The following is a 24304-nucleotide window of genomic DNA, read 5'->3' as shown; positions in this document are numbered from 1 at the left end:
TTCCTCTCATAATAGCTGCCCTGCAATTCTTCGAAGACCGTCGCCTGGCGCGCGGTATCGCTGATGCTGCCATAGGCCTTGGCCACATCGAGCGTGATCGCCCCATCGGCCAGGGCATCGAAGACGACTTCGGCAAGATTGGCGAGGCGCAGGCGCCCCAGGACGAAACGTTCGGTCAGCCCGAAACATTTGGCGACATCGGCCGGCGTTTTCTTTCCGTCGGCGATGATCGCCTGAAAGGCGCGGCATTCCTCGGCCGCCGTCATATTCGCGCGGGTAAAATTCTCGATCAGACTGACCTCGGTCGCGCCACTCCGGTCGGCAAGGACCATGACCGGGACCTGATAGTAGGATGGCAGCTGGCCCTCGGCGATGAGCGCCTTGACCTGGGTGAGGCGGCGACCACCTGCCGTGATCTGATATTCCCCTTTCTTGCGGGCAACGGGAATGCCAACGAGGTTCTGGATGATCCCGCGGACGAGGATGGTGGCCTTGAGTTCAGCATCTTCGACCGGATCGGTACGCTTGCGCACATTGGTAGGCGCGATCGAGAGCTTGGAAGCCGCGACATAGAGGAGTGGCGGGGTCTGGGTCATGAATGTTCTCCAACGCGCGGCGCTTCCTGACTATCAGGCCGCCAACCGCGCCCCTCCACTTCCACCTTCCCTCCTGCCCGCAGCATGTCGTTCCAGTCGCCCACTGCGTCAGGAGGCCAGGACGTCACAATCTCACGGCCTGGAATGGCAAATTTGCTCCGCGCCCGTCCAACCGCCCGTCGGCCTGCTGCATCATTGTCGGCTAGCAGGACAAGGCAGGTGACCTGCGGCGGGATTGCGACCTTATCGAAGCGTTCCGCCCCGAGGCTTGCCCAGACGGGAATGCCAAGCAAGATGGAGGCGGAAAGTGCGTTCTCGATCCCTTCGGCGAGCCCGAGGATATGGGTGGCGGCGGCCAGTTTCACAGCCCCCTGCCCCAACGGACCGAGGCTCCTTTTGTGCTTCTTGAACAGCGCAGGGCGCCCGTTCAGTTGGAGAAAGCTCCGCTGAATGCCGCAAAGGGCTCCATCGTGGGTGACTGAGGCGATGAGTGCAGGCAAAAAACGAACCGCTCTGCCAGCACCCAAGGGGGTAGCGGAATGATAGCGCAACGCGGGCGAGCCGATCATGATAGCCCGGCCCTCGAGATAGCGCCTCGCCGGTGTGGAGGTGAGCGGGCGAGCCTCCTTCCAAAGTCGCGCTGCCGCCCGAATGCCAGGCTGAGGCTGCCGCAGCGTCTCAGCAGCGCCAGAAGCGCCGAACGGAGTGTTTAGCCTTTCGCGGCGCAGGCCCTGCAATATCTCGGTGATCGTGCAGCCCGCAAAGCATTTGAACAGCAGCGTGGACGTGCCTGTCCTCACCGACAAGCTTGGTGTCTTATCAGGGTGCGCCGGACATCGGCACATCCCCCGCCCGTTGGACCAATGGCCACCCAAGCGATGCACGATGGACTTGCCCGCAAGATCGAGGTCAATTGTCATGGCTCGGCCTGTTCGCGCGCCGCCGCAATGGTGGAAATAGCCAAGCGCAGATACTTGCGCACTCGGCTGCGGGTTATTCCGAATCGGCGAGCGATCTCGCTAGGCGGAACGTGATGATGCACGCAGAGAATCAAAATGGCCCGCGGGAGAGGATCCATCTCGCTAATTGCGCGAAGGGCAGGCGGTAAAACAGGTGTCGGTTCCTGAAGGTCCGGCACGACAGACCTCACCCTATAGGGATAAGCAGGATGCTGGCCCGGGTCGCTGCGACGAACAGAAATCTGCTCCGAGCTGCGATCGGACGAATCGCGAGATGGATCGGGAAGAGTGGCGATATGAGCCTGCATCTTCTCTGCCAAAGCCGCATCCCAATCCCGGGACGGACGGCGGACATGGGTAATGGCAATCTGCCAGAGCAGACGGCGTGGGTGGGCCATGGTAATGATCCATCTCGAAAGGAGGAAAAGGTCGCGCCATAAATGCGCGACATAGCCTTCCCCCTCCTCTCCATTGCTGCGGCTTGTCAGGACAGTCGGGATCCCTCGTCGCCTACCGCATGGGTAAGTGACTTGTTGCCGAAATGTCACTCTTTGCCGTGGACTCTACAGCAGCAGTTGCTTTCACATTTCGGTTTGATGACAATCATTTCTCATCACAACGGGTCGGCCGCCCTGCGTATGAATGAGCGCTGACGGTCGCCATGATAAAGGGTCGCACCGTCGTGTCAGAACCAAACATCCCCGCCGAGCTTGAGCCCTATCGTGACGCCGTTGCGCTCCTTACTGACCGACAGCGTGAATGCATGGCACTCGTCGCTGAAAACCTCAATTCAAAGAAGATCGGCAAGCAGCTGGGCATTGCGCCCAATACGGTGGACAAACACGTCAAGGCGGTTCGCGCCATGTTTAGCGACATGGACAGGTTCGATGTCGCCAGGATCATTCGCGCTGTTGATGAAGCCGCCGCCGCCGCCGCCGCCGGATCACCCCCCCAGAATTTGGGTAGTCAATCAATCGGACTGTCTCCGCCCCCGGTAATTGCGCCATCTGGGCCTACCAACAACGACGCGGACGGACAGTCTGAGCCCGATCGGAGCATCACAATGGGAAAGCGGGTTCAACTGCTGACCAGCGAGATGCCCGCCTTGCTCAATCTGCTGCCTCTCCGCTCTTCCAGGAGGCAGAGCAATGATCTGAACCGATATTATCTTGTGATCGCCTTTGCGTTCTGAGCGCCTGGTCCCTTGTGTCCGTCGGCTCGGCCGCTTCGCTTCTCTCGTCGCTGAGCAGCTTCGCCCGCAACTAGAGAGCTTTTTATCAATCTGCATCATCGACCGCGCGTTGCTGTGGAACGCGGGAAAGGAACACTCATGCCCAAACAACGTCTCACCATCGCCCATTCCATCGCGCAACGCCTTTACGCCGCCGAGGAAGCACTGGATCTGGCTGCTGCACGGATCGCAGAACTAAACGCCGCCCTGCCACTGGCGCGGCTCGATGGCCGGCTCGCAGCCTCCATCGGTCAGGATGCCTTTCGCACATCGGCAGATGCGATCGTCCTCGTCGCAAAGACGCGCGACAAGATCGTCACCACGCACGATATGCTCAAGCAGGTCAGCGATGATATCGGCCTAGGCCCGCAGGCATATGGCGACGTGTTCAAGGTCGCCGAGAACCGGCAGAGCGTGACCGACATTCACCGTCTCGCGGCCTGATCGTCCTCGCTAATTTATTGACGAAACGAAACATTTTCTGTTTCAGTGGGTGATGACCAGGCAAATGATCTTCGTGTGTCTTTTGATCCTGAGCACGCTCTATGCCTTTGCAAGGGGTGGCCGGCCAGAACAGATCGCGGCGGCCACCCTTGTCCTCGGCGTCATGGCGAGCATCGCCTTTGCGCATCATCCGTCGCTGCGCTTTCACGAATTCGAAGCCGGCATATTGGCGGTTGATCTGGTCATGGTTGGGATTTTTCTAGCTCTGTCGTTCCGCAGCACACGGTTCTGGCCGATCTGGATCGCTGGCATTTTAGGCGCGGAAACGATCGTTCACGTCACGCGCGCGGTGGTCCCCCATGTCATACCACAAGCCTATGCCGATGCGGCTGGCCTGTGGAGCTGGGTAATCCAGACGATCCTAATTGCAGCGACCTGGCGGCATCGCCACCGGCTGCTACGAAATGGCTCCGATGCCCCATGGCGAACAGATTGAATCCGGCGATTGCGCCAGCTTGCTGCATGACCTGAGGCGCGACTGAGCGCACCTTTCCGCCGAGGGGCTGCTTATTGATCGGCCTCCGCCGCCGAACCCATTGGTCAGACCTGAGACTGATATCGCAACGCCTTCGAGTCGTCGTTTCCGGATCGCCGAAGCCAGGGTGCATCTTCGAACTTTGACAATTGGAGTGAGATCGATGCCGCAACTGACACGCACGCGCTTGGATATGTGTCGCAAACTGATAGCGTCCCGAAAGATCGTAGGCGATCGGTTGGGCTACGGCATGTGTTCGAGCCCAATCCTGGACATGCTTCTGGAGTTGTTCGTCGCGACGCATGAGGGGCGATCTGCCTATTCCTGGTCGCTCTGCATGTTCGCGCATGTCCCGATTTCCACGGCCCTTCGAAAGATGGAAACGATGGAACAGGAGGGAATGGTCATCCGCGAAAAAGCCGGCCGAGATCGACGCCGAATTCAGGTATGCCTGACGCCCGAAGGCCTCGCGGCCGTCGAGGGAGTGCTCGATCGACTGGTGCAAGTCTACGCTGCCGAACCGATCGCCACATCGGCCGCAGCTTAAGGCTCTCGGATTACCGCAAGAGCGCCTCCGATCTCCTGAGCTCTATCAATGGCGCTCTATGCGCGCCAAGCCGCCGCTAGCCGGTTTACCCAATCGACTTCCAATTGGCCAAGCCAATTGAGAAGGATGTGAAGCCCTTTGTTGACGAGCCGCACGGCCCACATGTGTCGCCGCTCCTAAACATATCGATGCCGGATATGACCACCGGTCAAGCCTGCTCCCTCACGGTAAGCGCCGAGGGAAGGCGGCGTTGACGCGGCCTTTCAGGCTTTCCGGAGTGTCCGTGGCGCCCATTTTTTCGCAAGCGCTTCCAGCCTTGCGTCGATCAGGGGGATATCGGGCTTGGCGTTGGGATCATGGTCTTCACCGAGGGTCTCGAGCGCCTCTTCGTGATATTCATGTTGGGGGTCGGCGAGCGCTTCGAGCTTTTCGGCATAGCCCCATGGTCCGCCACAGTCCTCTGGCGGGCGCATGCCTACTGCATCGAGGATGAGCGGATATGTCAGGTGCGGGCTGGCCGCGCTGACGCGCTCAATCTTGACGCTATGCTCCCAGGCGTCGCCAAAGTCGTAGAGATATTGGAAGGCAATCCCCACTGTGCCATGGTCATTGGCGACGCGGGCGCAATCGGCAGCATCCTCGCTGGAGATCACCACCTGCGCGCCGTGCGACTGGAGCGCACGCGCGATGGCCAGCCCGATGCCACGCGTCGACCCGGTGACCAGCGCGACCTGGCCGGTCAGGTCGAACAGGTTCAATGCTTATCCTCCGGCTTATCCTCCGGCAACGGCTGGCCATCATGCAGATAGGCGGGTGCCTCGATCAGGATGAAGGCGATGCGGCATGGCGTGTCGGTGACATTGCGCCACAGATGGTTGGTGCCGCGCTGGACGATGATGCCGCCTTCGCGCACCGTCGTCACCTGACCATCGTCCAGTTCCAGTTCGATTTCGCCCGACATGACGATGCCATAGTCGATGCTGTTGGTGCGGTGCATCGGCGATTGCTTGCCGGGCAGCATGTCCACGATGCGGATCACCGATCCCCGGTTGAGAGTCAGGCCAGCGTCGCGCAGGCGGCCGTCGGTTTCGTCATTATTGTCCGCAGGGACGGTCGGCGTCGTCCAGAGCAGCAGGAAGGATGCATCGCCCGACGGGATCATCCGGGTCGGCATTACATCTTCCGATTTGAAGATGGCGCGGCCATCGGCATCATGGCCAGTGACGACGCGCTGGACCGGGGGCAGGCCGGAATCGCTTAGTTCGGTCATGATGATGCTCCTGCATAAGCGACGACCTGCTGGTCGATGATACCGAAGGGCGCGCGACCGTCCGGCAGGCGTCCTTCCATGCGGACACGGTCGCCAAAGCGCATGAAGGGCGTGCGGGCTGCGCCTTCGTCCACAATCTCGATCCCGCGCCGCTCGGCAATGCAGGAGGAGCCGACCCGCCGGAAATCGGGGTTCGATACCGTACCGGACCCGATCACGGTTCCAGCGACCAGCGGGCGGGTGCGCGCGGCGTGGGCAACCAGATCATGAAAGCCAAAACCCATCGGTTCGCCATTGGCGGCGCCGAAGCGGGTGCCGTTCCAGTCGACTATCAGGTCCATGCAAACGCGCCCGTCGCGCCACTGGTCGCCCAGTTCGTCGGGGGTTACCGCGAACGGAGCCATGGTGCAGGGTGGCTTGGCCTGCACCCAACCAAAGCCGCTTTTCATTTCCGGCCCGGCAAGTGCGCGTAGCGACCAGTCGTTGATCTGGATGATCAGGCGGATATACGCCATTGCCTGGTCCGGCGTGACGCCCATTGGCACCGCGTCTACGATGACGCCGAACTCGCCCTCGAAATCTATGCCCAGCGCCTCGTCAGGCATGGGAACATCGTCCAGCGGGCCATAGAAATGGTCAGACACCCCCTGATACATCAGCGGGCGGCCGGTCTTTTCCGGCACGACGCCCAGCACCGTGTCCATCAGCGCGCCATGGCTTTCGAATGCGGATCCGTCGAGCCATTGCCAGGCACGCGGCAGGGGCGCGGCGAGCGTGGCGGGGTCGAGCGGATGCGGGAAGTCGGCAATTGCGGACAGGACGGGATGAACATCAGCCCACGCTTCCATCGCCGCCTGAAGCGTGGCGACCGGGGCGTCGGCAAAATGGCTGCCATCGGACGATAGCAGGATCAGCCGCCCATCCCTGCTGCCATCCCTGCGCGTTGCGAGCCGCATCGTCTCTCCTCTTCCATGGATTGTGTTCGACCGGCGATGGGACAGGGCGGCGACAGGGTCAAAGTCAAAGCGTGGATAGTCGAGTTCCAGCGTTTCAATTTGATCCCCGCCGCGCGAGGCCGTCTGTGGCGGGATGAATGAAGCTGCGCCGCGCGGAGGGCGCGACATTTGAGAGGATTTGCATGTTCGAGCCATTCCCCGGAAATTATGTCTGGAACCTGGCCACCAATCTGGCGCTGGTGTGCGGCGGCAATCATGGCGAGATTGACGAAGCGAACCGGCCGATCATGGAGGCGGCCAAGGCCGGGGCGGACGCGGGCAGCGCGCGGATGTTCGATAGCTGGATCGCGGTCGCCGATCAGGTCGCGGCCAATGCGGCGGCGGACGAGGCGGCGGGCTATGCCCTGTCGGCGGGGACCAAATATCTGCGCGCATCGGGCTATTACCTGGCCGCAGAACGGATGCAGAGCCGCGATTATGCGCCACGCTGGGCAGCCTATGACCGGGGGCTGGACCTCTATGCCAAAGGCGCAGCGCTGCGCGGATTGCATGTCGATCGTGTCGAGATAGCCTATGAGGGCAGCGCCTACCCTGCCCTGTTCGTTCATGACGGATCGGGAACGGCGCGCCCCGCTCTGGTGTCGGTCAATGGCCTGGATTCGATGAAGGAGCAGGTCAATATGGCCGGTCATGGCGCGGCCAATCTGGAGCGGGGGATCAACACGCTGTTCGTGGACCAGCCCGGCACCGGCGAGGCGTTGCGCAAGCGCGGGCTGACGGCGGTGTTCGACGCGGAACGGTGGGGATCGCCCGCGTTCGACTATCTTCTCACCCGGTCCGACGTGATCCATGACAGGGTCGGCATATTCGGCCTGTCCTTCGGCGGCTATCATGCGCCGCGCATCGCCGCCAATGATCCGCGCTATGCGCTGTGCGCGGTGATGGGCGCGAACCATGTCTGGGGCCAGCGCCAGCGCGAGCGGGTCGCCAACGAAGGCGAAAATCCGGTGCCTCATTATTGGGACCATGTGATGTGGGTGTTCGGCATCGACAATCAGGCGGATTTCCTGACCTATGCCGACCAGATCACATTGGACGGGCAGGTGGAAAAGATCCGTATGCCTTTCCTGATCACCCATGGCGAGAATGACCGGCAGATCCCCGCATTCAATGCGCATCTAAGTTATGATCAGGCGGTCAACAGTACCAAGCGGACGTTGCGGATGTTCACCAAAGCGGATTTCGAGGTCGAGCATTGTGGCGCGGACAATGGCACCGGGATGCGCGACTATATCGCCGACTGGTGCGCGGCGACCTTTGCGGAAATGGGCTGATGGCCGATTTCACCTTTCATCATGGCGGGGTGAGCGTTCCCAGCCTGGACGCGGCGATCGACTGGTATGGCCAGGTGCTGGGATTCGAGGTCGAGAGGCGTTTCTATATCGCGGCGGCACGATGCCATGCGGCGATGGTGCGCAAGGGCGTGCTGCGCTTCGAGCTGTTCGAGGTGGAGGGTGCCGCACCGCTGCCCGACGACCGGCGGCATCCGCCGTCCGACCTCCAGACCCATGGCAACAAGCATGTCGCCTTTCGCGTCGATGATCTGGAGGCATTTCTGGTCGAGATGAAGGGCAAGGGCGCGGACATCGCCTTTGTCGTGCGGGAGGCATTTGGCAAGGGATGCTTCCTGCGCGATTGCGCGGGCAATCTGATCGAATTTGTCGAGGAAGCGGATCTTTAGGAAGTTCGCCCAGTTCGGGCATGGTGAAAACAGCCACTTGTATCGCACAAGTGGCTGTTTTTGCTATCATATTGCATGTTCGTCCGCTTGCGTAATATCCGCCAGTCTGCCCGTCACGGGCAGCTTGCCGGGGCCGGTCTTGCGGAACGGTTCGAAGCTGGCGCGGTCGGCGTCGAAAGCCATGTCCCAGGGGATATTGTCGCCCCGGAAAATGGGGGGGGCGTTGTTGGACCAGAGCAGCGAACCAAAGCGGAAGTCCCAGGCGCGCGGCACCCAATTGTCGTCCAGATAATCGGTGTCGGCATGATATTCCGCCTCGCCCGCTTTGCCGGGCATATCGCAATAATAATAGATGGCCGATGAGATGCGATGGCGCGAGATCCCGCCGGAGCTGTTCATCGTCTGGTTCTTCCAGCCCTTTGCCTCCATGATATTCGCGCCGAGCATGACTTCGTCGATATCGTCCATGCCAAAGGCGATGTGCATGAATTTGAAATGGTCCGGCGCGATCGGCAGGTCGCAATTGACCCAGAAGATCGCATGATGTTCGAACGTGCCGTCCGCGCGGGAAAAGATGCCCGTCCCCTTGCTATGATCGACATAGCGAAAGCCCATATGTCGTTCGTAAAATTCGAAGCTGCCGACATAGTCGGGCGAGAAGAATACGACATGGTTGATCGTCTTGGGGATCGCCCTGCGCCGCCAGATGCGGTGCTGGTTGAAGCGGGGATAGTGGCCCGGCGTATTGACCGGGCTGGCTTCGCTGACCACCGGACGCTTGGCCCACACGCGCAGCGCGATCGGCTGGCCGTCGGGGCAGGTGCAGTGGATGGTGCCATCATCGTCGCGGCGGACCGCCACCTCGGTCGCAAGGCTGGCGGCGATTCGGCCCAGCGCTTCGGCTGATTCCACGCCCCAGACGGTTTCCTTCAGGCCATCGCCGGGGAAAGGATCGGGCGACGGCAGGCGCGCGTCGCCATGACGGTAGAGAGTGACGCGCGAACCGGAGGCAAGGCGAAAGGTGGCTTCATGCTCGTCCGCCTTCTCCAGCGGCAGGCCGAAATCGGTCCAGAACCGCGTATGTTCCGCGAGATCGGCAACCCCGAAGATCGCGCTTTCAACGCCCAAAATGCTCATAGTGACTCCTCATCCCGAGTATCATCATGGCGGTGAGGGGGCCGGCGCGGAAACGCATTTCATGGGGGGCTGCTATCGGTGGGGCGGATAGATGGGGCTTGGCGCGGCAAGCCCCTCTCCTTCACGGGAGGGGTTTGGGTGGGGCTATCGACAAAAAGCAGCGCGGGTGGCCCGCCCCCACCCCCGGCCCCTCCCCTGAAGGGGGGGGTGAATAGGTCTCTGCTACCCCCGCCGGAACAGGATGGTCAGCAGGAACAGGATCGTGCGCCAGTCCAGCAATTTTAGCGCCGCGCGCGCCTCTGCCGGGGTGAGTTTGGCGACCATCGGCATCGCGCCGAATATCTTGCCCCGGATGATAAGCGCATTGCCTTCCCGCGCGATCTTGCGGACGGTCATCAGTTCCTTGTCCTGCGCATCGAGAATTTTCATGACCGGCGGTTTGCTGTTCGTCATTGCACGGCTCCTGCGCAGACCTTGTCATAATCAATGCCCATATCGTCCATCATCTGGATCGCGGTGGCGCGGCCTGCGCCGAAGACGCCGCCACCGGGGTGCATGAAAGGGCCGACGAGATAGAGGCTGTCGATCCCCGGCACACGGAAATGGCCCAGATCAGGCGTCGGGCGGTGGCCGACGGTCTGATACAAGAAGGGCGCGCAGCCATGAATGTCGCCCTTGACGAAGCTGGCCGGGCTGTCGCGTTCATGATCGAGGGGCGAGCGGACCAGCGATCCAATGATATTATCCTCGTCCAGATTGGAATAGAACAAACGATATTGGCGCAGGCTTTCTTCCGCGATTTCTTCCTTCATCCGGTCCCATGCCGCCGGGCCGCCTTCGTGCAGATCATAGGGGGCGAAGGTGACGCCGTAGAATATGCCGCCACCGGCTGGCGCGCGGCTGGGGTCGTTGGACGTGTTGTCGCCGCCCGCGATCAGGTGGCGGGGTGGCACCACGCCCCGGCGCAGATGATCGTAGTCCAGCAGCATGTCGCGCATCGTATGGGTCTGGAGCAATTCGGTCATCACCCCGCCCTCGCCTTCGGCCCAGCGCAATTTCGCCTTTTCCCCTAAGGCCATGTGCAACAGGTTGATCGAGAAGGTCGAGGGCGTGACCCGTTCCGCGCGTTGCAGTACGGGTTCGGGGGTTTCGCTGACGAATTTGCGCAGCACATGGGGATGGATCGCGCCGATGACGCCATCCTTCGCCATGATGGTTTCGCCATCGATCAGTTCAAGGCCGCTCGCCCTGCCCGACGAGACGATGACTCGCTTCACCTCCGCATTGCAGCGCACTTCGCCGCCCATATGTTCGATCGCGCGGACCAGCGCCTTGCTCAGTTCGCCCGATCCGCCTTTGGGCATCGACACGCCATAGGTGTGGATGATGCCGGGCATCAGCAGCGCGCCCATGCCGGTGCCCAGTTCGTCGGGCATCTGGAGATTTTCGGTGACGAGCCGGACGATATGGATTTTCAGCCGGTCGCTCTCGAAATACTGGTTCACAACGTCAAGCGCGGAACGCTGCATCACGTCGAGCAGGAAGCGCCCCTCGTCCGACTGGTCCATCATCGCGACGAAGGCACCCATGGGAAAGGGCGGCGCGTAAAGGCCGCCCATGAACATCGGCAGCACCCCCTGGCTGATGCCCACGAATGTGCGATAGGCCTCCGCATCGCGCGGGCTATATTGGGCGATTTCCTGACAGGTGCGGTCGAGATCCTTCCAAGACCGCATGACGGTGCCATCGTCCCAGATGCTGACATGGGGAAGTTCAGGATAGATATAGTCGAGGCCGAATTTGCCGATCAGGCCCAACTCGTCCTCGCGGATCATCGGGTTGCCCTGGATCATGATATGGACGTTGCTATGTTCGTCATGCCAGTAACCCGGCGCGATGAGTTCGCGGGTCGACACACCGCCGCCGAAATGGGGTTTGCGTTCGAGGACCAGTATCTTCTTGCCCGCCTTGGCCATATAGGCGGCGGCGGTCAGGCCATTATGGCCCGCACCCATGACGACGATGTCGTAATTGCTCATTGATGCTCTCCAAAGAAGGCGCGGAATTGGGCGATGCCGGGGACGTGCGACGCGCAGCCGCCATCGGCGACGATCAGTTGCCCGGTGATGTTGCGGGCGGCGCCGGACGCGAGGAAGGCGGCGACCTGCGCGATGTCGTCCGGGTCGCCAAGCTGGTCGCGCAGGGTTTCGGCCTCCACCGCTGCGCGCAGGGGTGGCGGAAAGGCGGCGCGCAGCGCGGGCGTCATCGTCATGCCGGGCGCGACCGCGTTGCAGCGTATGCCATCGAGACCATGGCTGGCGGCGATGGACCGGGTCATCTGGATGATCGCCGCCTTGGACGAGCTGTAGGCCGCCTGGATCATATGGCCTTGCAGCGCCAGATTGCTGACGGTGTTGACGATATTGCCACGCGTCGCGCGCAAATGGGGCAGCGCGGCGCGACAGGCGACCATGGTGCCGCGCACATTGACGGCATAGGTGCGGTCCCACAGCGCGGTCGCCATATGCTCTATATCGCCATCCTGCTGCGCGATGTCGGGTCCGAGCAGCGCGGCATTATTGTGCAATATGTCGAGCCGACCATAATGCGCGACGGTGGCGGCGATCATCGCCTGCGTGGAGGCTTCGCTTTCCAGATCGAGCGCGACGGCCAGCGCATCGGGCAGGGTCGCGGCCAGCGCCTGCGCCGCGTCGAAGGCGATGTCGGCGATCGCCACGCGCGCGCCCCGCGCCGCCATCAGTTGCGCCGTCGCCGCGCCGATCCCGCCCGCGCCGCCGGTGATGATCGCTACCTTGCCGTCCAGTCGGATCGCATCGGCCTGCATCGCCCTCTCCTCTCTTGCTCTTGTCGCCGACCACCATAAAGTGCGCGGACGAGGGGAGAAGACGGCACTTTTTTGTGCCGTCGAAATGATGGAGCCGATGCATTATTTCGACGATTTCGATGCCGGTCGCCAGGCCGGGCTGAGCGCGCTGGCGGGCGAAATGGCGGAGCATGGCGCGGCGCGGGATGCGCCGATCCGTACAGTCTTCGGCCTGCTGGGGGATCGCTGGTCGATGCTGATCCTGCTGTTGCTGGGGATAGCGCCGTTCCGCCATGCCGAATTGCGGCGTTTGCTCGACCGGCTGAGCGCGGAGGGCAGGATTTCGCAGCGGGTGCTGACGCTCAAGCTGCGCCTGCTGGAGCGCAACGGGCTGGTAGCGCGGTCGGTGAGCGGGGATGTGCCGCCCAGGGTAGGTTATGCGCTGACCGATCTGGGGAGCGAACTGGTGGGCGAAGCGCGGGGGCTGTTGGGCTGGGTGCAGGCCAGCGGCGCGCGGATCGAGGCGGCGCGCGCCGCGTTCGATGCGATGGAGGATTAACCGGCGCTTCGCCCCGCTGCGGCGGTGTCGCTCTGGAACTGGGCGGACAGGGCTTCGTGGGTCTCGTCCTTCGGGCGGAGCAGGTCGAGCGAAACGACCCGGCCGTCGGCGGTGGCATCGACCGGCGCCTGTGCGCTGGCGACGATGCGTTCGACCAGCCAGCGGATCGCGGGATCATTATTGCTGCTGATATGCCACTGGATCGCTTCGCGGATCGGCGGCATGTCCAGCGGCACTTCGCGCAGGGTGAGCGGCAGATAGGCGGCCAGCTTGTTCGCCAGCCGCCGGTGCATGGTGGCGATGCGGTTGGAGCCGATGACGAGGCCGGGCAGCGACAGGAAGCTGGGGGCGACGATCTCGATCCGGCGCTGGCGCTTTTGCCGCCGCACGAACCAGTCCTCGAACGCCGAAACACGCCCGCGACCGAAGCGGGCGGTGACATGGCCAAGTTCGAAATAAAGTTCCTTTGTCATCGGCCCGGCCATGGCGGGATTGCCGTTCCAGCCGACGACGACATAGTCATCCTCGAACAATATCTGGCTCGGATGATCGGCGGAAATCGCATAATCGATGGTGATGAGCAGGTCGACAAAGCCGCGTTCCAGCGATTCCAGCAGCACTTCGGTCAGCGGCTGAACCTCGAACCGCATGTTGGGGGCCATCTGGTTGACGTCGGTCAGCGCCGTCGTCAGCAGCACTTCGGTGATATAATCCGACGCCATCAGCCGAATGGAGCGGTCGCAGGTCGCCGGATCGAAGGGCGGCGGCACGGCGATGGTGGTGCGTATCTGGTCCAGCACGGCGCGGACCGGCTCCACCAGTCCTTCGGCGCGGGCGGTCAGCACCATCTGCCGCCCCTTTTGCACCAGCAGGTCGTCGGCGAAATAATCGCGCAGCCGCCCCAGCGCGGAGGATGTGGCCGATTGCGACAGGCAGATGCGATCCGCCGCCAAGCTGACGCTGCGTTCGCTGAGCAGCGCGTCGAGTGCCACCAGCAGATTGAGGTCGAGCCTGTCGAAGCGCATGATATCTCTCCCGTTTCAGCCCGCCGCTATCACCGACAATGCGTTGGCGACCAGCGTAGCAGCATCGCCATCATGGGCAAAGCCCGCACGGGCGGCGGCAGGCGTGGCGAGCGGGGGATGCGCGCCGAATGCCGCCTCCAGCCCGGCGTCGGGACGATAGCTGACAAGATCGGCCGATGTGCCGCACTGGCTGGCGATTTCGGCGGCGAGGTCGCCCATCGCGATGCGCTGCGCCGGTAGAGTGACGACACGTGTGGCGGGCATCAGCGCGGGGTCCATTGTCAGCGCATGGACCAGATTATCGGCACAGCGCGCGACCGATTGCGCCCAGATGGTCGCGCCCTGCGATACCGGGCAGACGAACTGTTGGCCCGCACGCAGGGCGTGGAACAGGTCGCTCATGAAGGCAGATTTCATCCCCGACGGTCCCTTGGGCCGGGCAAGGATGCCGGGCAGACGGACGCTGATCCCGTTGATTTCGCCGCGATGGTGCATCATGGCGACAGCGATTTCCATCATCGCCTTATGCCCGCCATAGACCATGCGTGGGGCAAGCGGGGTGGCGTCATCCACGCCCGCAGCCGGAAGCGGATCGCCGAACACCGCGATCGAACTGGCATAGACGATGCGGGGGCAATTGCCCGCTGCCTTCGCCGCGTCCAGCAGGTCGTACATCGCGTCGATATTGATCCGGCGCGATGCGGCGGGGTCCGCTTCGGCTGCACCGCCCGGCACGGTGGCAAGGTGGACGAGGGCATCGCACCCGTCCGCTAAAGCGTCGGCACGGACAGCAGCGGACGCGATGTCGCCGATCACCGCCCGCGCGCCAGCCGGGATGCCGCCCGCCATAGCGTCCATGCCCACGACGTGGTCGCCTGCATCGAGCAGGCGCTGCACCAGTTGCCGCCCGACGAAACCGCCCGCGCCCGTTACGATGATCGTCATGGGTTCAATACCTGTCTGAATAATGGTCGCGCACATCTTCGCTGTAGCTGCCGAGCGGATAGGCCAGCATCTGCGCATTCCAGCTGTCCCATTGCGCCCGCATCGCTTTCAACCGGGCCGGATCGTCAGGCGCGCGATCGGCGCGTTCGCGTTCGTCCTGCGCCAGGTTGAACAGATGTTCCTTACCGCCCAGCATCAGATATTTCCAGTCACCCTGCCGCAACGCCGCCTGTCCGTTCGCCCTGAACCGCCAATAGAGGGTGCGATCAAACGGAGCGGCCTTGCCGGTGAGTTGCGCCGACAAGTCGATGCCGTCGAACGTCCCGGCCTTCTTCACGTCGCCGCCCGCCATCGCCAGCAGCGTGGGCAGGAAATCCATCGAGATCATGACCTGATCGGAAGTGGAGCCGGGCGCGATATGTCCCGGCCAACGTACCAGCAACGGCACCCGGATGCCGCCTTCCAGCAATTCCCCCTTCACCCCGGTAAAGGGCCAGGTTTCGGAAAAGCGCTCGCCGCCATTGTCGCTGGTGAAGATGACGATCGTATTGTCGGCCTTGCCGCTGCGTTCCAGCGCGGCGAGCAATTTGGCGACATTCTGGTCCATCGCCTCGACCATTTCCTTATATTTGGCCAGGCTGCCGCCATTATAATGGAAGGACGCGCCCAGCGTGGGGGCGATAGCGGCGTCCTCGCGCCCTTCCCATGGCCAGTGCGGCGCGTTGAAATGGAGGCTGAGAAAGAAGGGCGTGTCGTCGGACGCTTCGATGGTTTTGACCGCTTCGTCGCCGAACAGGTCGGTAAGATAGCCGTTGCGTTCGATCGGCGTATCACCCTGCGCCAGACCGATGCCGACATCCTTGCCGCCCATCACCATATGGTGGCGGAAATAGTCGGCCGCCCCTTCGATGATGCCGAAAAATTCGTCATAGCCATGGTGCAGCGGGCTGTGCTTTGGCGGCTCGCCCAGATGCCATTTGCCGACCAGCTTGGTGCGATAACCCTGCGCCCGCAGGACCGACGCGATGGTCGGGCGGTCCGCCGGCACGCCGATCCCGGCGGGTGCGCCCGGACCCAGCGGTTCCTCCACGCCGATCGGGAAGCGATATTGGTAACAGCCGGTCAGCAGCGCGGTGCGAGTAGGCGAACAGATGGCGCTATTGGCATAGCCCTGTCGCAACTGGACACCCTGCGCGCCGATGCTGTCGATCGCAGGCGTGCGGATATGGTGCGACCCGGTGCAGGACAGGTCGGCATAGCCCAGATCGTCGGCCATGATGAAGAGGATGTTGGGGCGGCCCTTGCCCGCCGGGGCAGCGGCCCCTTCCCCGCTGGCGGCCAACGCGCCGAGCGCGCCGACGCCGCCGATGAAGGATCGTCTGTCCACCTGCATGTGCCTCTGTCCCTCCACATGGTTGAAAGCAGGACCAGCGGCCCTGCCCTCTTTAGCGTCTATGTCAGTCCCGGTCAGAAATTGGCCGAGAAGCGCACGCCATAGGTTTGCGGCGCAGTGTAGCGGGCGATCGCCATACCGATCGGCGAGCGTTGCGGCGTAGCGATGCGGCGCTTGTTTTCCAGATTGTAGAGGAACGCGCCCAGCGACCAGCCGCCGTCGGCTGCGCGCAGGGTCAGGTTGAGGTCGGTCTGCCAATAGGCCCGGATATGTTCGAAATCGAGATATTCGAACGCGCCCCACTGATCGTCGCGCCAGGCGGTGGCGACATTTCCCACCAATTCCAGCGAGCGGCCGAGCGGCACCACCTGTTCCGCGCCCAGGTTCACGGTCCAGTTGGGCGAATAGAGCAGGGGTTTGCCGGAGCAGTTGAAGTCCTTGACCGGCGCACCACCTGCGCTGCCCCCCGTCAGAGTGAAGGGGCAGGCGATATTGTCGCGGGGCGAGGCAGTGTAGAGGTGGAGGTCGTCATAGGTGGCTTTCAAATATTGCACCTTGGCGTTCAGAGTCGTCGTCGGCGTTGCCTTCACGATGGCATCGACGTCGAAACCCTTGATCGTGGACTTGCCCGCATTCTCGTTGGAGTTGATGAGCGTGCCGCTGGTATCCACGGTAAAATAGGTGATCTGCTGATCCTTATATTTCCAGTAGAAGCCCTCGACATTCAATTGGACACGGTTGTCGAAAAAGCGGTTCTTCGATCCCACCGTGTAGGCGGTGATGAATTCCGGATCATAGCTGGATTTGCCTTCGGCCAACTGGAAGCCGCCCGCGCGATAGCCGGTTTCGACGGTCGCATAGAGCAGGTTCTGCGGACCCAGATCAAATTCCGCCGACGCCTTCCAGGTGATGCGCGAATAGGTGCCGCTGTCGACCACCGGATTATAGGTTTTGAGGATGGTGCCGACGCCGTTCAGCAGCGGAAACACCTGCGGGTTGGCCTGATCGGTGCTGCCTGCCGCGATCCAGCCATTGCTGACGAGCCAGTTGACGGTATCGCCGGTGGTCAGGAGATTAGGAAAGCGCGGCAGCGCGCCCGGTGCGGCGCAACCCGCGGCGAAGGAGGCAGGCGGGGTAATGTTGGCGGGCGGCAGGCCGCCGCAGAAGGTGATGAAATTGTTGATAATGCCGTCCATCGACTTTTTGTCGCGGGTATAGCGCGCGCCGCCGACCAGGCGGAAGCGGTCGCTGATATTGGCGGTCAGCTGGCCGAAGGCCGCCCAGCTCTTGGTCTTGTGCGTGTAGGACTGGATCGGCAGGACGAATTCCTGATTATATTCCGTCTGCGCGTCGATCTTTTCATTGAAATAGAAGCCGCCCAACACATAATCGACCATGCCGACGGACCCGGCCAGCCGCGCTTCCAGGCTATATTGCTTGTCAGTTTCAGCGCTATAGGCGGTATTGAAGGCAGGACCGTAGAAGAAGCTGTCGCCCTTCGACTTGCGATAGGCAGGCACCAGCGTGACGGTGCCGATGTCGGTCTTCCAGTTCAGTTCCGCGTTGACCCCCCAATAGGTGTAGTCGACCGATTGCTGCTGGTTCATCGCATCGAGGAAGCCAAAGCCTGGCGCGCCGACCAAGGTCTGGCGATAGGCGTTGGCGGCGTCGGTGTTGAACCCTTCCGACGTATCGAAGCCGCTGGGCGTGAATGTGTAGCCCGACGGGCCGGGCGTGTAGGAACCGATATAGCTGCCGCCCGGTCCGACGCCGCCAATCTTCGTCCAGTCCGCACCGATGCGCAGGCTGATCGCGTCGGAAGGCTCAATGAGGAACTGCCCGCGCAGGCCGGTACGATTCAAGTCGTCGCTGCCGTCCCGGTTGTAGCCGTCGCTCACCTGGCGCGTGGCCGCGACGCGCAGGGCGCTGGTGTCGCTGGTGGCGAGGTTCAGATAGCCGTCAGCACTGACCGCGTCGTAATTACCGAGGGAGACGTTGAAGCCCGCGCCATTCTTGCCCAGTTCGGGACGCGCAGGAATGATGTTGACCGCGCCGCCGGTCGCGTTGCGGCCGTAAAGGATGCCCTGCGGCCCTTTGAGCACCTCGACACGGGCGAGATCGTAGAAGGCAGAGCCGAAAGCGCCTGCAGCGCGGCCCAGCACGACGCCGTCATAGCTGGGGGTGACGGCGGGGTCGTTATAGCTGCTCGACGTGATGTTGCCGACGCCGCGGATGAAGATGGAGGTGTTGGAGCCGCCGCCATTGGTGACGGTGATGGCGGGCACGCTCTTGGTGATATCCTCCGCCTTGGTGATACCCTGTTGCAGCAGGTCGCCGCCGGTCACGGCGTCGATCGCGATCGCAGCCTTCTGGGCGCTTTCCGCCTTGCGCTGCGCCGTGACGACGATTTCGTCGATCCCGGCCGATCCCTGAGCGGCCTGATCTGTTGCCTGTTGGGGTATCTGGGCCATAGCCGCCCCCGGCACCATGGCGACAAATCCGGTAATGGCCGTAGTGGCCAGCAATATCTTACGCATTTCCCTCTCCCTGATTGGTTTTGATTTTGTCGGGTTCTGATCGCTGGAGGGGGTGGATGTCGCATTGATTTTCTGGATGGCACCTATCTGCGCCCATGGATGACAGCGCAACGACAGGCGTTGGGAAAGGCTATGCCGCGCCTGCCCCACCTATCCAAGCATCCGATAGGAGATATTGAGCCAAAGCATTGTCGCCACCGCCGCCCCGCCGATAGCACAAGCGCCAAGAACAGGTCGGGAGAGGCAGGGCATCATGATTTCGGGCAAGCGCATATTGATCGTCGGCGGGGGCATAGGCGGAATGGCCGCCGCGATCCGAATAGCCGAACAGGGCGGCGCGGTAACGCTGATCGACATCGACCCGGACTGGCGCGTCTATGGCGCGGGCATCACCATTACCGGGCCGACGCTGCGCGCCTATCGCCACCTAGGCCTGCTCGACGCGATCAAGGAACAGGGCGCGATCGCCAAGGGATCGACGATTTTCCGCTATGACGGGCTGCGCCTGCAACAGTTGGACGAACCGGCGCTTGAAGAAGGGCTGCCTGCGACCGGCGGGATCATGCGGCCCAAGCTGCACCGGATCATGCAGGCGCGGGTCAACGCGCTGGATGTCGACATTCGGCTGGGCCTGTCGGTCAGCGCGCTGGCCAATCGGGACGATGGCGTCGACGTGACCTTCACGGACGGCACGACCGGCGATTTCGACCTGGTCGTGGGCGCCGACAGCATCTATTCCACCGTGCGGCGCATGGCCTTCCCCCATATGGGCGAAGCGCAGCCGACGGGTCAGGGATGCTGGCGCGTGTCGATGAAGCGGCCGCCAACGCTGGAAAGCGGCGAAATCTATTTGGGGCATCGCTATCCCGCAGGGATTAATCGCTGCGCGGCGGACATGGTCTATCTGTGGATGCTGACCCCGCACGAACATCGCGAAGTCCATTTCACCGATGCGGAACTCTTCGCGCGGTTGCAGGAAAATATGGCCGATTTTGGCGGCAATATCGCCTGGGTACGGGACAATATGACGCGGAACGACTGGATCAACTATCGGCCCCTCGCCGCCGCGTTACAGCCGGGGCCATGGCATAGCGGGCATATCGTGCTGCTGGGCGATGCCGTCCACGCGACCACGCCGCACATGGCGTCGGGCGCGGGCATGGCGGTGGAGAGCGCGCTGGTGCTGGCGGAGGAGCTGGATCGGGCCGACAGTATCGGCGCGGGGCTGGCCGCCTATCAGGCGCGGCGTTTCGACCGGTGCCGCCATGTGGTGGAAACCAGCATTGCCGTGGGCCGGATGCAGCTGGCGGGCGAACCGCCCGAAGTCGTCGGCGGCGCGCTGGGCGCAGGGTTGCATCGGCTGGCGGATGCCTATTGAGGACGGGGAAAAAGGCCCGGCGGGATGACCGCCGGGCCGTTTTTATTCCGCCGTCCAGCCGCCATCGACGATCAGGCTGGTGCCGGTCATCAGCGCGCTGGCGTCCGACGCCAGAAACACGACCACGCCCATCAGATCCTCGACCGTGCCGAGCCGCCCCAGCTTGATCTTGTCCAGCACGCTGGCGAGGAACGCCTTATCCTCGAAAAAGGGGCGGGTCAGGGGCGTTTCGATGAAGGTCGGTGCGATGGTGTTGGATCGGATGCCGTGGGCGGCCAGATCCAGCGCCATCGCTTTGCTAAGCCCCTCCAGCCCCCATTTGGACGCGCAATAGAGCGTGCGGAGCGGACCGCCGACATGGCCCATCTGCGACCCCATATGGATGATCGAACCGCGCACGCCCGCGTCGATCATGCGCCGCGCGACCGATTGGCCCACGAAGAAGGCAGCGCGCAAGTTGAGGCCCAGCACCGCGTCATAATCCGCCTCCGACACATCGGTAAAGGGTTTGGGCCGATTGGTCCCGGCATTGTTGAGCAGGATGTCGAACGGGGCGACTCCATCCAGCGCGGTGGCGGTGGCCGCCACATCATTGACGTCGATGCGCAGCATATCCGCCTGCCCCCCTGCCGCGCGGATCGCCGCCGCGCCCGCTTCGATTTCCGCGTCGCTGCGCGCAGCCAGCGTGACACGCGCGCCAGCCTGACCCAGCGCGGCAGCGCAGGCGAGGCCGATGCCCCGCCCCGCCCCCGTCACCAGCGCGCGCCTGCCATCCAGCCGGAAGCTGGGCGTTGTCGGCAGCGGGTCCATCAGGCGGCCGTCGCAGGCGTCGGCTGCGCCATGCCCGCATAAGGGACGTCGCGCCCGCCATAACGACGCACGCGGATATTGGCCTGCTCGCCATGACCTGCAAAGCCTTCCAGCGCACATAGTCGGCTGCAATATTCGCCGACCAGCGCCGACGCTTCGTCGGTCATCACCTTCTGATAGGTGCAGGTCTTGATGAATTTACCGACCCAAAGCCCGCCAGTATAGCGCGCCGACTTTTTGGTCGGCAGGGTGTGATTGGTGCCGATCACCTTGTCACCGAACGACACGTTGGTGCGCGCGCCCAGGAACAGTGCGCCATAATTGGTCATGTTTTGCAGGAAATAATCGGGGTTGGCGGTCATTACCTGAACATGTTCGGACGCCAGATCATCGGCGATCCGCACCATTTCGGCCTCATCTTCCGCCACGATCACTTCGCCGAACGTCTCCCACGCCTGCCGCGCATAATCGGCGGTGGGCAGGATCAACAGCAACCGCTCGATTTCGCGCATCGTTTCGCGCGCGAGCTTCTCCGACGTGGTGAGCAGCACCGCGGGGCTGTCCGGCCCATGTTCGGCCTGCCCCAACAGATCGGTTGCCGCCAGTTCCGCGTCGCAGCCAATTTCGTCGGCGATGACCAGCGTTTCGGTCGGCCCGGCGAACAGGTCGATGCCGACCCGGCCATAAAGCTGCCGCTTGGCTTCCGCAACGAAGGCGTTGCCGGGGCCGACCAGCATGTCGACCGGATCGATGCTCTGCGTGCCGAGCGCCATCGCGCCGACCGCCTGAATACCGCCCAGCGCATAGATGGCATCCGCGCCCGCCATCGCCTGTGCCGCGACGATCGCGCGGGCGGGCTGACCCTGAAACGGCGGCGCGCAGGTGATGACGCGCGGCACGCCCGCAACCTTGGCGGTGATGACCGACATATGGGCGGACGCGAGCAGCGGATATTTGCCGCCTGGCACGTAGCAACCCGCCGCATTCATCGGCAGGTTTTTGTGTCCCAAAATCACGCCGGGCATGGTTTCGACCTCGACATCGGTCATGCTGGCCCGCTGGATCTGCGCGAAGTTGCGCACCTGTGTCTGCGCAAATTCAATGTCCTTGCGCTCCTGCGGCGACAGGCTGTCGACGCAGGCGTCGATTTCGCTCTGGCTCAGGCGATAATCGTCACGGTCCCAGCCATCGAACTTGATCGACAGGTCGCGTACGGCGGCGTCGCCCCGCGCGTCGATATCGGCCAGCGTCGCTTCGACGATATCGCGCACCTTGCGATCGGCATCCGCCTTTGCCTGCGCGGTCGCGCCGCGCTTGAGATAATGGGCCATTATGTCATCCTTTGCCAAAGGGGCCGGTTCCGGCCCACATCATTTTTAGAAACCCTGAACCGCCGGTTCGACATGATCGACATCCGGTGCGCTTTTGAAAAAGGGACCGACCAGCGCGCGCCACGCCTGAAAACCGTCGGAACCGCGAAAATCGACCATATGCGCGTCCACACTGTCCCATCCGACTACCAGCATATAATGGCCCCGCCGATCGACGGATCGTTCCAGCGCAAAGCTGCGGCATCCCGGCGCACTGTGAAAATGCGGCACGGCTTGCGCCACCGCTGCCTCGAACGCCGCAGCATCGGCTGGATCAATGCTAAACCGCGCAATTTCCTGAATCATCGTGTCTTTTCCTTTGTGATCACCAGGCGGTCGCCCCGGCATCCACCGGGATATCCGCCCCGGTGACATAGCGCGCTTCATCCGATGCCAGCCAGACCGCGCACCAGCCGATATCGTCCGGCTCGCCCAGCCGTTGCAGCATATTCTTGCGCAACACTTGTGCCGCAAAGGCCGGGTCGGCAGCCAGATGACGCGCTGTGGCCTGCGTTTTGATAAAGCCCGGCGCGATGCTGTTGGCGCGGATATTATGCGGCGCGCCCTCCATCGCGAGCTGGCGCGTCATCGCCATCACTCCGCCCTTGCCCGCGCAATGAGCCAGCGCGGGCGAACCTTCCAGTGCGTGGCGGGCGTTGGCGGACGCGAAGTTGATGATAGATGCGCTGCCGCTTGCCTTCAGCCAGGGCCAGGCGGCGCGGGTAGCGAGGAAGACGATGTCCAGTTCGCCGCTGAGCGTAGCCTTCCAGTCGGCATAGGACAGGGTTTCGGTCCAGTCGAAAACCGCAAAGGCGGCCGCGTTGACGAGAATGTCGATGCGGCCATGGCGATCGCCGATCCGCTGGAACAGCGCGCCGGTCGCCCCTTCGTCCAGCAGATCGCAACATTCGTCCGCGCCCGCCCGGTCGATGCCGATGACATGCGCACCCTCCGCTGCGAACAGCCGGGCGCAGCCCTCACCAATGCCATTGCCCGCACCAGTGACCACCGCAACCTTGCCCTGCAACCGATCAGCCATGGGCAATCGCGCCTTCGGTCGGCTGGACGCCACGGCGCAACGGCGCGATCAGCGCCACGCCCGCGCCCAGCAGCGCACCGACCGACAGCAACGCAAAGGCGCCCATCAGTCCGCCCGCCTGCCGCGCCAGCAGAGTGACAATCACAGGGCTGAGGAACTGGCCAAAGGCAAAGGCGCTTTGCCAAAGGCCCGCGCCGCGCCCGCGTATGTCGAACGACAACAGGCTCATCGACCAGACCAGCAGCGTCGGCAACAGTAGCCCCGCGCCAAGCTGGTTGATGAAGCAGCCGGTCAGGAACGCGGTCGGCCCATGCGCCATGCCCATAGTGGCGAAGCCCGCCGCCAGCATGGTAAATTCGACCAGCAGAAGACGCCGCACCGGCCAGCGCCCGATGCGCGAATAGACAAAAGTGCCGAGCGGGACGCCGATGCTGGCGATCGAGGTGAGCAGACCGATACGGGCCGGATCGGTCAGGCCAAGCTGGACCAGTCCAGACGATGCCTGAATCTGTACGGTGTAGAAGAAGATGGAGCCATAGACGGTTATCGCCAGAATGATCAGCATAGGTCGCCAGGGAAAGCCCGACCAGCCGAGCGTGGGCGTAGCCTCCGCCGCAATGGCGCGACCCGCTTTGGGTTCCCAGGTGAAGCGCAGGACAAGCGCGAACATCAGCAGCGCGGAAACATAGACCCAAAAAGGCGTCCGCCAGCCAAAGGCACCCAACTGGCCGCCCAGATTGAAGAAGAGAAGCGCCGACATGGAGGCAAAGGCAGTCTGTCCCGCCAGCCATTTGTCGCGCGCCGCGCCGGTGAAGTAATCGCCGATCAGCGTGGTCGACAGCACCATGATCAGCGCTTCGGCGATGCCGACACCCACGCGCGAGGCAAGGATGGCAGGCAGGCTGGTCAGGAAAACCGGCGCGACGCCGACCAGCGCATAAAGCAGGAAGGCGGCAAGCAGCAGCCGACGGCGGCCGAAATAATCCCCCAACATGCCCGCAATGGGCG

General features: G+C 63.0%; 27 protein-coding genes. 8 read left to right on the top strand and 19 right to left on the bottom strand.

Annotation, left to right across the window (positions count from 1 at the left end; translation table 11 throughout):
- From VMR39_RS18695 to VMR39_RS18685, 3 genes are all read right to left on the bottom strand, one after another.
- Nucleotides 1-596 (bottom strand): ParB/RepB/Spo0J family partition protein (locus VMR39_RS18695; protein WP_325417866.1); only part of this gene is annotated, 596 nt, incomplete at its 3' end.
- Entirely contained in the window at nucleotides 593-1516 is a 924-nt protein-coding gene (locus VMR39_RS18690) for a DUF7146 domain-containing protein (protein ID WP_325417864.1), read from the bottom strand. The genes VMR39_RS18695 and VMR39_RS18690, both read right to left, overlap by 4 nt.
- On the bottom strand, nucleotides 1513-1953 hold the full coding sequence (locus tag VMR39_RS18685; protein WP_325417862.1) for a sigma-70 region 4 domain-containing protein: 441 nt from the start codon (nucleotides 1951-1953) through the stop codon (nucleotides 1513-1515). Before VMR39_RS18685 ends, VMR39_RS18690 begins: the two co-directional genes overlap by 4 nt.
- Nucleotides 1954-2216: 263 nt before the next feature.
- Here VMR39_RS18685 and VMR39_RS18680 point away from each other — a divergent pair, with 263 nt between their 5' ends.
- The 4 genes from VMR39_RS18680 (at nucleotide 2217) to VMR39_RS18665 (ending at nucleotide 4312) form a co-directional block, all read left to right on the top strand.
- A complete protein-coding gene (locus VMR39_RS18680) occupies nucleotides 2217-2747 on the top strand; it encodes a helix-turn-helix transcriptional regulator (protein ID WP_325417860.1) in 531 nt (176 codons plus the stop codon).
- A gap of 138 nt (nucleotides 2748-2885) precedes the next feature.
- On the top strand, nucleotides 2886-3230 hold the full coding sequence (locus tag VMR39_RS18675) for a hypothetical protein (protein WP_325417858.1): 345 nt from the start codon (nucleotides 2886-2888) through the stop codon (nucleotides 3228-3230).
- Nucleotides 3231-3393: 163 nt separating this feature from the next.
- Nucleotides 3394-3726 carry a hypothetical protein gene (locus VMR39_RS18670; protein WP_325417856.1) on the top strand — a complete coding sequence of 111 codons (333 nt, stop codon included), beginning with the start codon at nucleotides 3394-3396 and terminating at the stop codon, nucleotides 3724-3726.
- A gap of 277 nt (nucleotides 3727-4003) precedes the next feature.
- Nucleotides 4004-4312, top strand: a complete 309-nt coding sequence (locus tag VMR39_RS18665) for a MarR family transcriptional regulator (RefSeq protein ID WP_325417854.1) — start codon at nucleotides 4004-4006, stop codon at nucleotides 4310-4312.
- A 263-nt stretch (nucleotides 4313-4575) separates the two neighbouring features.
- On the opposite strand, the gene VMR39_RS18660 is transcribed toward VMR39_RS18665, so the two are convergent.
- From VMR39_RS18660 to VMR39_RS18650, 3 genes are read right to left on the bottom strand one after another with little or no spacing between them, the layout of a single operon-like run.
- On the bottom strand, nucleotides 4576-5070 hold the full coding sequence (locus tag VMR39_RS18660; protein WP_325417852.1) for a plasmid pRiA4b ORF-3 family protein: 495 nt from the start codon (nucleotides 5068-5070) through the stop codon (nucleotides 4576-4578).
- Nucleotides 5067-5582, bottom strand: a complete 516-nt coding sequence (locus VMR39_RS18655; protein WP_325417850.1) for a cupin domain-containing protein — start codon at nucleotides 5580-5582, stop codon at nucleotides 5067-5069. The genes VMR39_RS18660 and VMR39_RS18655 overlap by 4 nt, the downstream gene beginning before the upstream one ends.
- Nucleotides 5579-6538, bottom strand: a complete 960-nt coding sequence (locus tag VMR39_RS18650) for a fumarylacetoacetate hydrolase family protein (RefSeq protein ID WP_325417848.1) — start codon at nucleotides 6536-6538, stop codon at nucleotides 5579-5581. Before VMR39_RS18650 ends, VMR39_RS18655 begins: the two co-directional genes overlap by 4 nt.
- Nucleotides 6539-6720: 182 nt before the next feature.
- Between VMR39_RS18650 and VMR39_RS18645 the strand changes: the two genes are divergently transcribed.
- Together VMR39_RS18645 and VMR39_RS18640 are read left to right on the top strand one after the other, a co-directional pair.
- Nucleotides 6721-7872 carry an alpha/beta hydrolase gene (locus tag VMR39_RS18645; RefSeq protein WP_325417846.1) on the top strand — a complete coding sequence of 384 codons (1152 nt, stop codon included), beginning with the start codon at nucleotides 6721-6723 and terminating at the stop codon, nucleotides 7870-7872.
- Nucleotides 7872-8279 carry a VOC family protein gene (locus tag VMR39_RS18640; protein WP_325417845.1) on the top strand — a complete coding sequence of 136 codons (408 nt, stop codon included), beginning with the start codon at nucleotides 7872-7874 and terminating at the stop codon, nucleotides 8277-8279. The genes VMR39_RS18645 and VMR39_RS18640 overlap by 1 nt, the downstream gene beginning before the upstream one ends.
- A gap of 66 nt (nucleotides 8280-8345) precedes the next feature.
- Here the strand turns inward: VMR39_RS18640 and VMR39_RS18635 are convergent, their stop codons facing one another.
- From VMR39_RS18635 to VMR39_RS18620, 4 genes are all read right to left on the bottom strand, one after another.
- Nucleotides 8346-9416: a VOC family protein gene (locus tag VMR39_RS18635; protein WP_325417843.1), complete on the bottom strand. Its 1071-nt coding sequence runs from the start codon at nucleotides 9414-9416 to the stop codon at nucleotides 8346-8348.
- Between the two features lie 222 nt (nucleotides 9417-9638).
- Entirely contained in the window at nucleotides 9639-9869 is a 231-nt protein-coding gene (locus VMR39_RS18630; RefSeq protein WP_325417841.1) for a hypothetical protein, read from the bottom strand.
- Nucleotides 9866-11455 (bottom strand): NAD(P)/FAD-dependent oxidoreductase, encoded by a 1590-nt coding sequence (locus tag VMR39_RS18625; RefSeq protein ID WP_325417839.1) that lies wholly within the window; start codon nucleotides 11453-11455, stop codon nucleotides 9866-9868. The genes VMR39_RS18630 and VMR39_RS18625 overlap by 4 nt, the downstream gene beginning before the upstream one ends.
- On the bottom strand, nucleotides 11452-12261 hold the full coding sequence (locus VMR39_RS18620) for an SDR family oxidoreductase (protein WP_325417837.1): 810 nt from the start codon (nucleotides 12259-12261) through the stop codon (nucleotides 11452-11454). The genes VMR39_RS18625 and VMR39_RS18620 overlap by 4 nt, the downstream gene beginning before the upstream one ends.
- 97 nt (nucleotides 12262-12358) lie before the next feature.
- On the opposite strand from VMR39_RS18620, the gene VMR39_RS18615 reads away from it, so the two are divergent.
- Nucleotides 12359-12799 carry a helix-turn-helix domain-containing protein gene (locus tag VMR39_RS18615; protein ID WP_325417835.1) on the top strand — a complete coding sequence of 147 codons (441 nt, stop codon included), beginning with the start codon at nucleotides 12359-12361 and terminating at the stop codon, nucleotides 12797-12799.
- Here the strand turns inward: VMR39_RS18615 and VMR39_RS18610 are convergent.
- The 4 genes from VMR39_RS18610 to VMR39_RS18595 all read right to left on the bottom strand — a co-directional run bounded on the left by VMR39_RS18610 (nucleotide 12796) and on the right by VMR39_RS18595 (nucleotide 18699).
- The gene (locus VMR39_RS18610) at nucleotides 12796-13824 is read right to left on the bottom strand and encodes a LysR family transcriptional regulator (protein WP_188062745.1); all 1029 of its coding nucleotides are present in this window, start codon (nucleotides 13822-13824) and stop codon (nucleotides 12796-12798) included. The genes VMR39_RS18615 and VMR39_RS18610 overlap by 4 nt on opposite strands.
- 15 nt (nucleotides 13825-13839) lie before the next feature.
- Nucleotides 13840-14769 carry an NAD-dependent epimerase/dehydratase family protein gene (locus VMR39_RS18605; protein ID WP_325417832.1) on the bottom strand — a complete coding sequence of 310 codons (930 nt, stop codon included), beginning with the start codon at nucleotides 14767-14769 and terminating at the stop codon, nucleotides 13840-13842.
- A 4-nt stretch (nucleotides 14770-14773) separates the two neighbouring features.
- Nucleotides 14774-16162, bottom strand: a complete 1389-nt coding sequence (locus tag VMR39_RS18600; RefSeq protein ID WP_414712553.1) for a sulfatase family protein — start codon at nucleotides 16160-16162, stop codon at nucleotides 14774-14776.
- 74 nt (nucleotides 16163-16236) lie between these two features.
- Complete coding sequence (locus VMR39_RS18595; protein WP_325417828.1) at nucleotides 16237-18699, bottom strand: TonB-dependent receptor; 2463 nt, start codon at nucleotides 18697-18699, stop codon at nucleotides 16237-16239.
- A 175-nt stretch (nucleotides 18700-18874) separates the two neighbouring features.
- On the opposite strand from VMR39_RS18595, the gene VMR39_RS18590 reads away from it, so the two are divergent.
- Nucleotides 18875-20077: an FAD-dependent monooxygenase gene (locus tag VMR39_RS18590; protein ID WP_325417826.1), complete on the top strand. Its 1203-nt coding sequence runs from the start codon at nucleotides 18875-18877 to the stop codon at nucleotides 20075-20077.
- A gap of 42 nt (nucleotides 20078-20119) precedes the next feature.
- Here the strand turns inward: VMR39_RS18590 and VMR39_RS18585 are convergent, their stop codons facing one another.
- The 5 genes from VMR39_RS18585 to VMR39_RS18565 all read right to left on the bottom strand — a co-directional run.
- Nucleotides 20120-20887 carry an SDR family NAD(P)-dependent oxidoreductase gene (locus tag VMR39_RS18585; protein WP_325417824.1) on the bottom strand — a complete coding sequence of 256 codons (768 nt, stop codon included), beginning with the start codon at nucleotides 20885-20887 and terminating at the stop codon, nucleotides 20120-20122.
- Nucleotides 20887-22218: a histidinol dehydrogenase gene (gene hisD, locus VMR39_RS18580; protein ID WP_188062750.1), complete on the bottom strand. Its 1332-nt coding sequence runs from the start codon at nucleotides 22216-22218 to the stop codon at nucleotides 20887-20889. Before hisD ends, VMR39_RS18585 begins: the two co-directional genes overlap by 1 nt.
- A 45-nt stretch (nucleotides 22219-22263) precedes the next feature.
- Nucleotides 22264-22563: a putative quinol monooxygenase gene (locus VMR39_RS18575; RefSeq protein ID WP_325417820.1), complete on the bottom strand. Its 300-nt coding sequence runs from the start codon at nucleotides 22561-22563 to the stop codon at nucleotides 22264-22266.
- Between the two features lie 19 nt (nucleotides 22564-22582).
- Nucleotides 22583-23296: an SDR family NAD(P)-dependent oxidoreductase gene (locus VMR39_RS18570; protein ID WP_325417818.1), complete on the bottom strand. Its 714-nt coding sequence runs from the start codon at nucleotides 23294-23296 to the stop codon at nucleotides 22583-22585.
- On the bottom strand, nucleotides 23289-24304 hold a 1016-nt coding region (locus VMR39_RS18565), incomplete at its 5' end, for an MFS transporter (protein ID WP_325417816.1). The genes VMR39_RS18565 and VMR39_RS18570, both read right to left, overlap by 8 nt.

It is taken from the genome of Sphingobium sp., assembly GCF_035511395.1.
Classification (GTDB): Bacteria; Pseudomonadota; Alphaproteobacteria; order Sphingomonadales; family Sphingomonadaceae; genus Sphingobium.
This window is presented reverse-complemented; position numbering and strand designations above follow the sequence as displayed.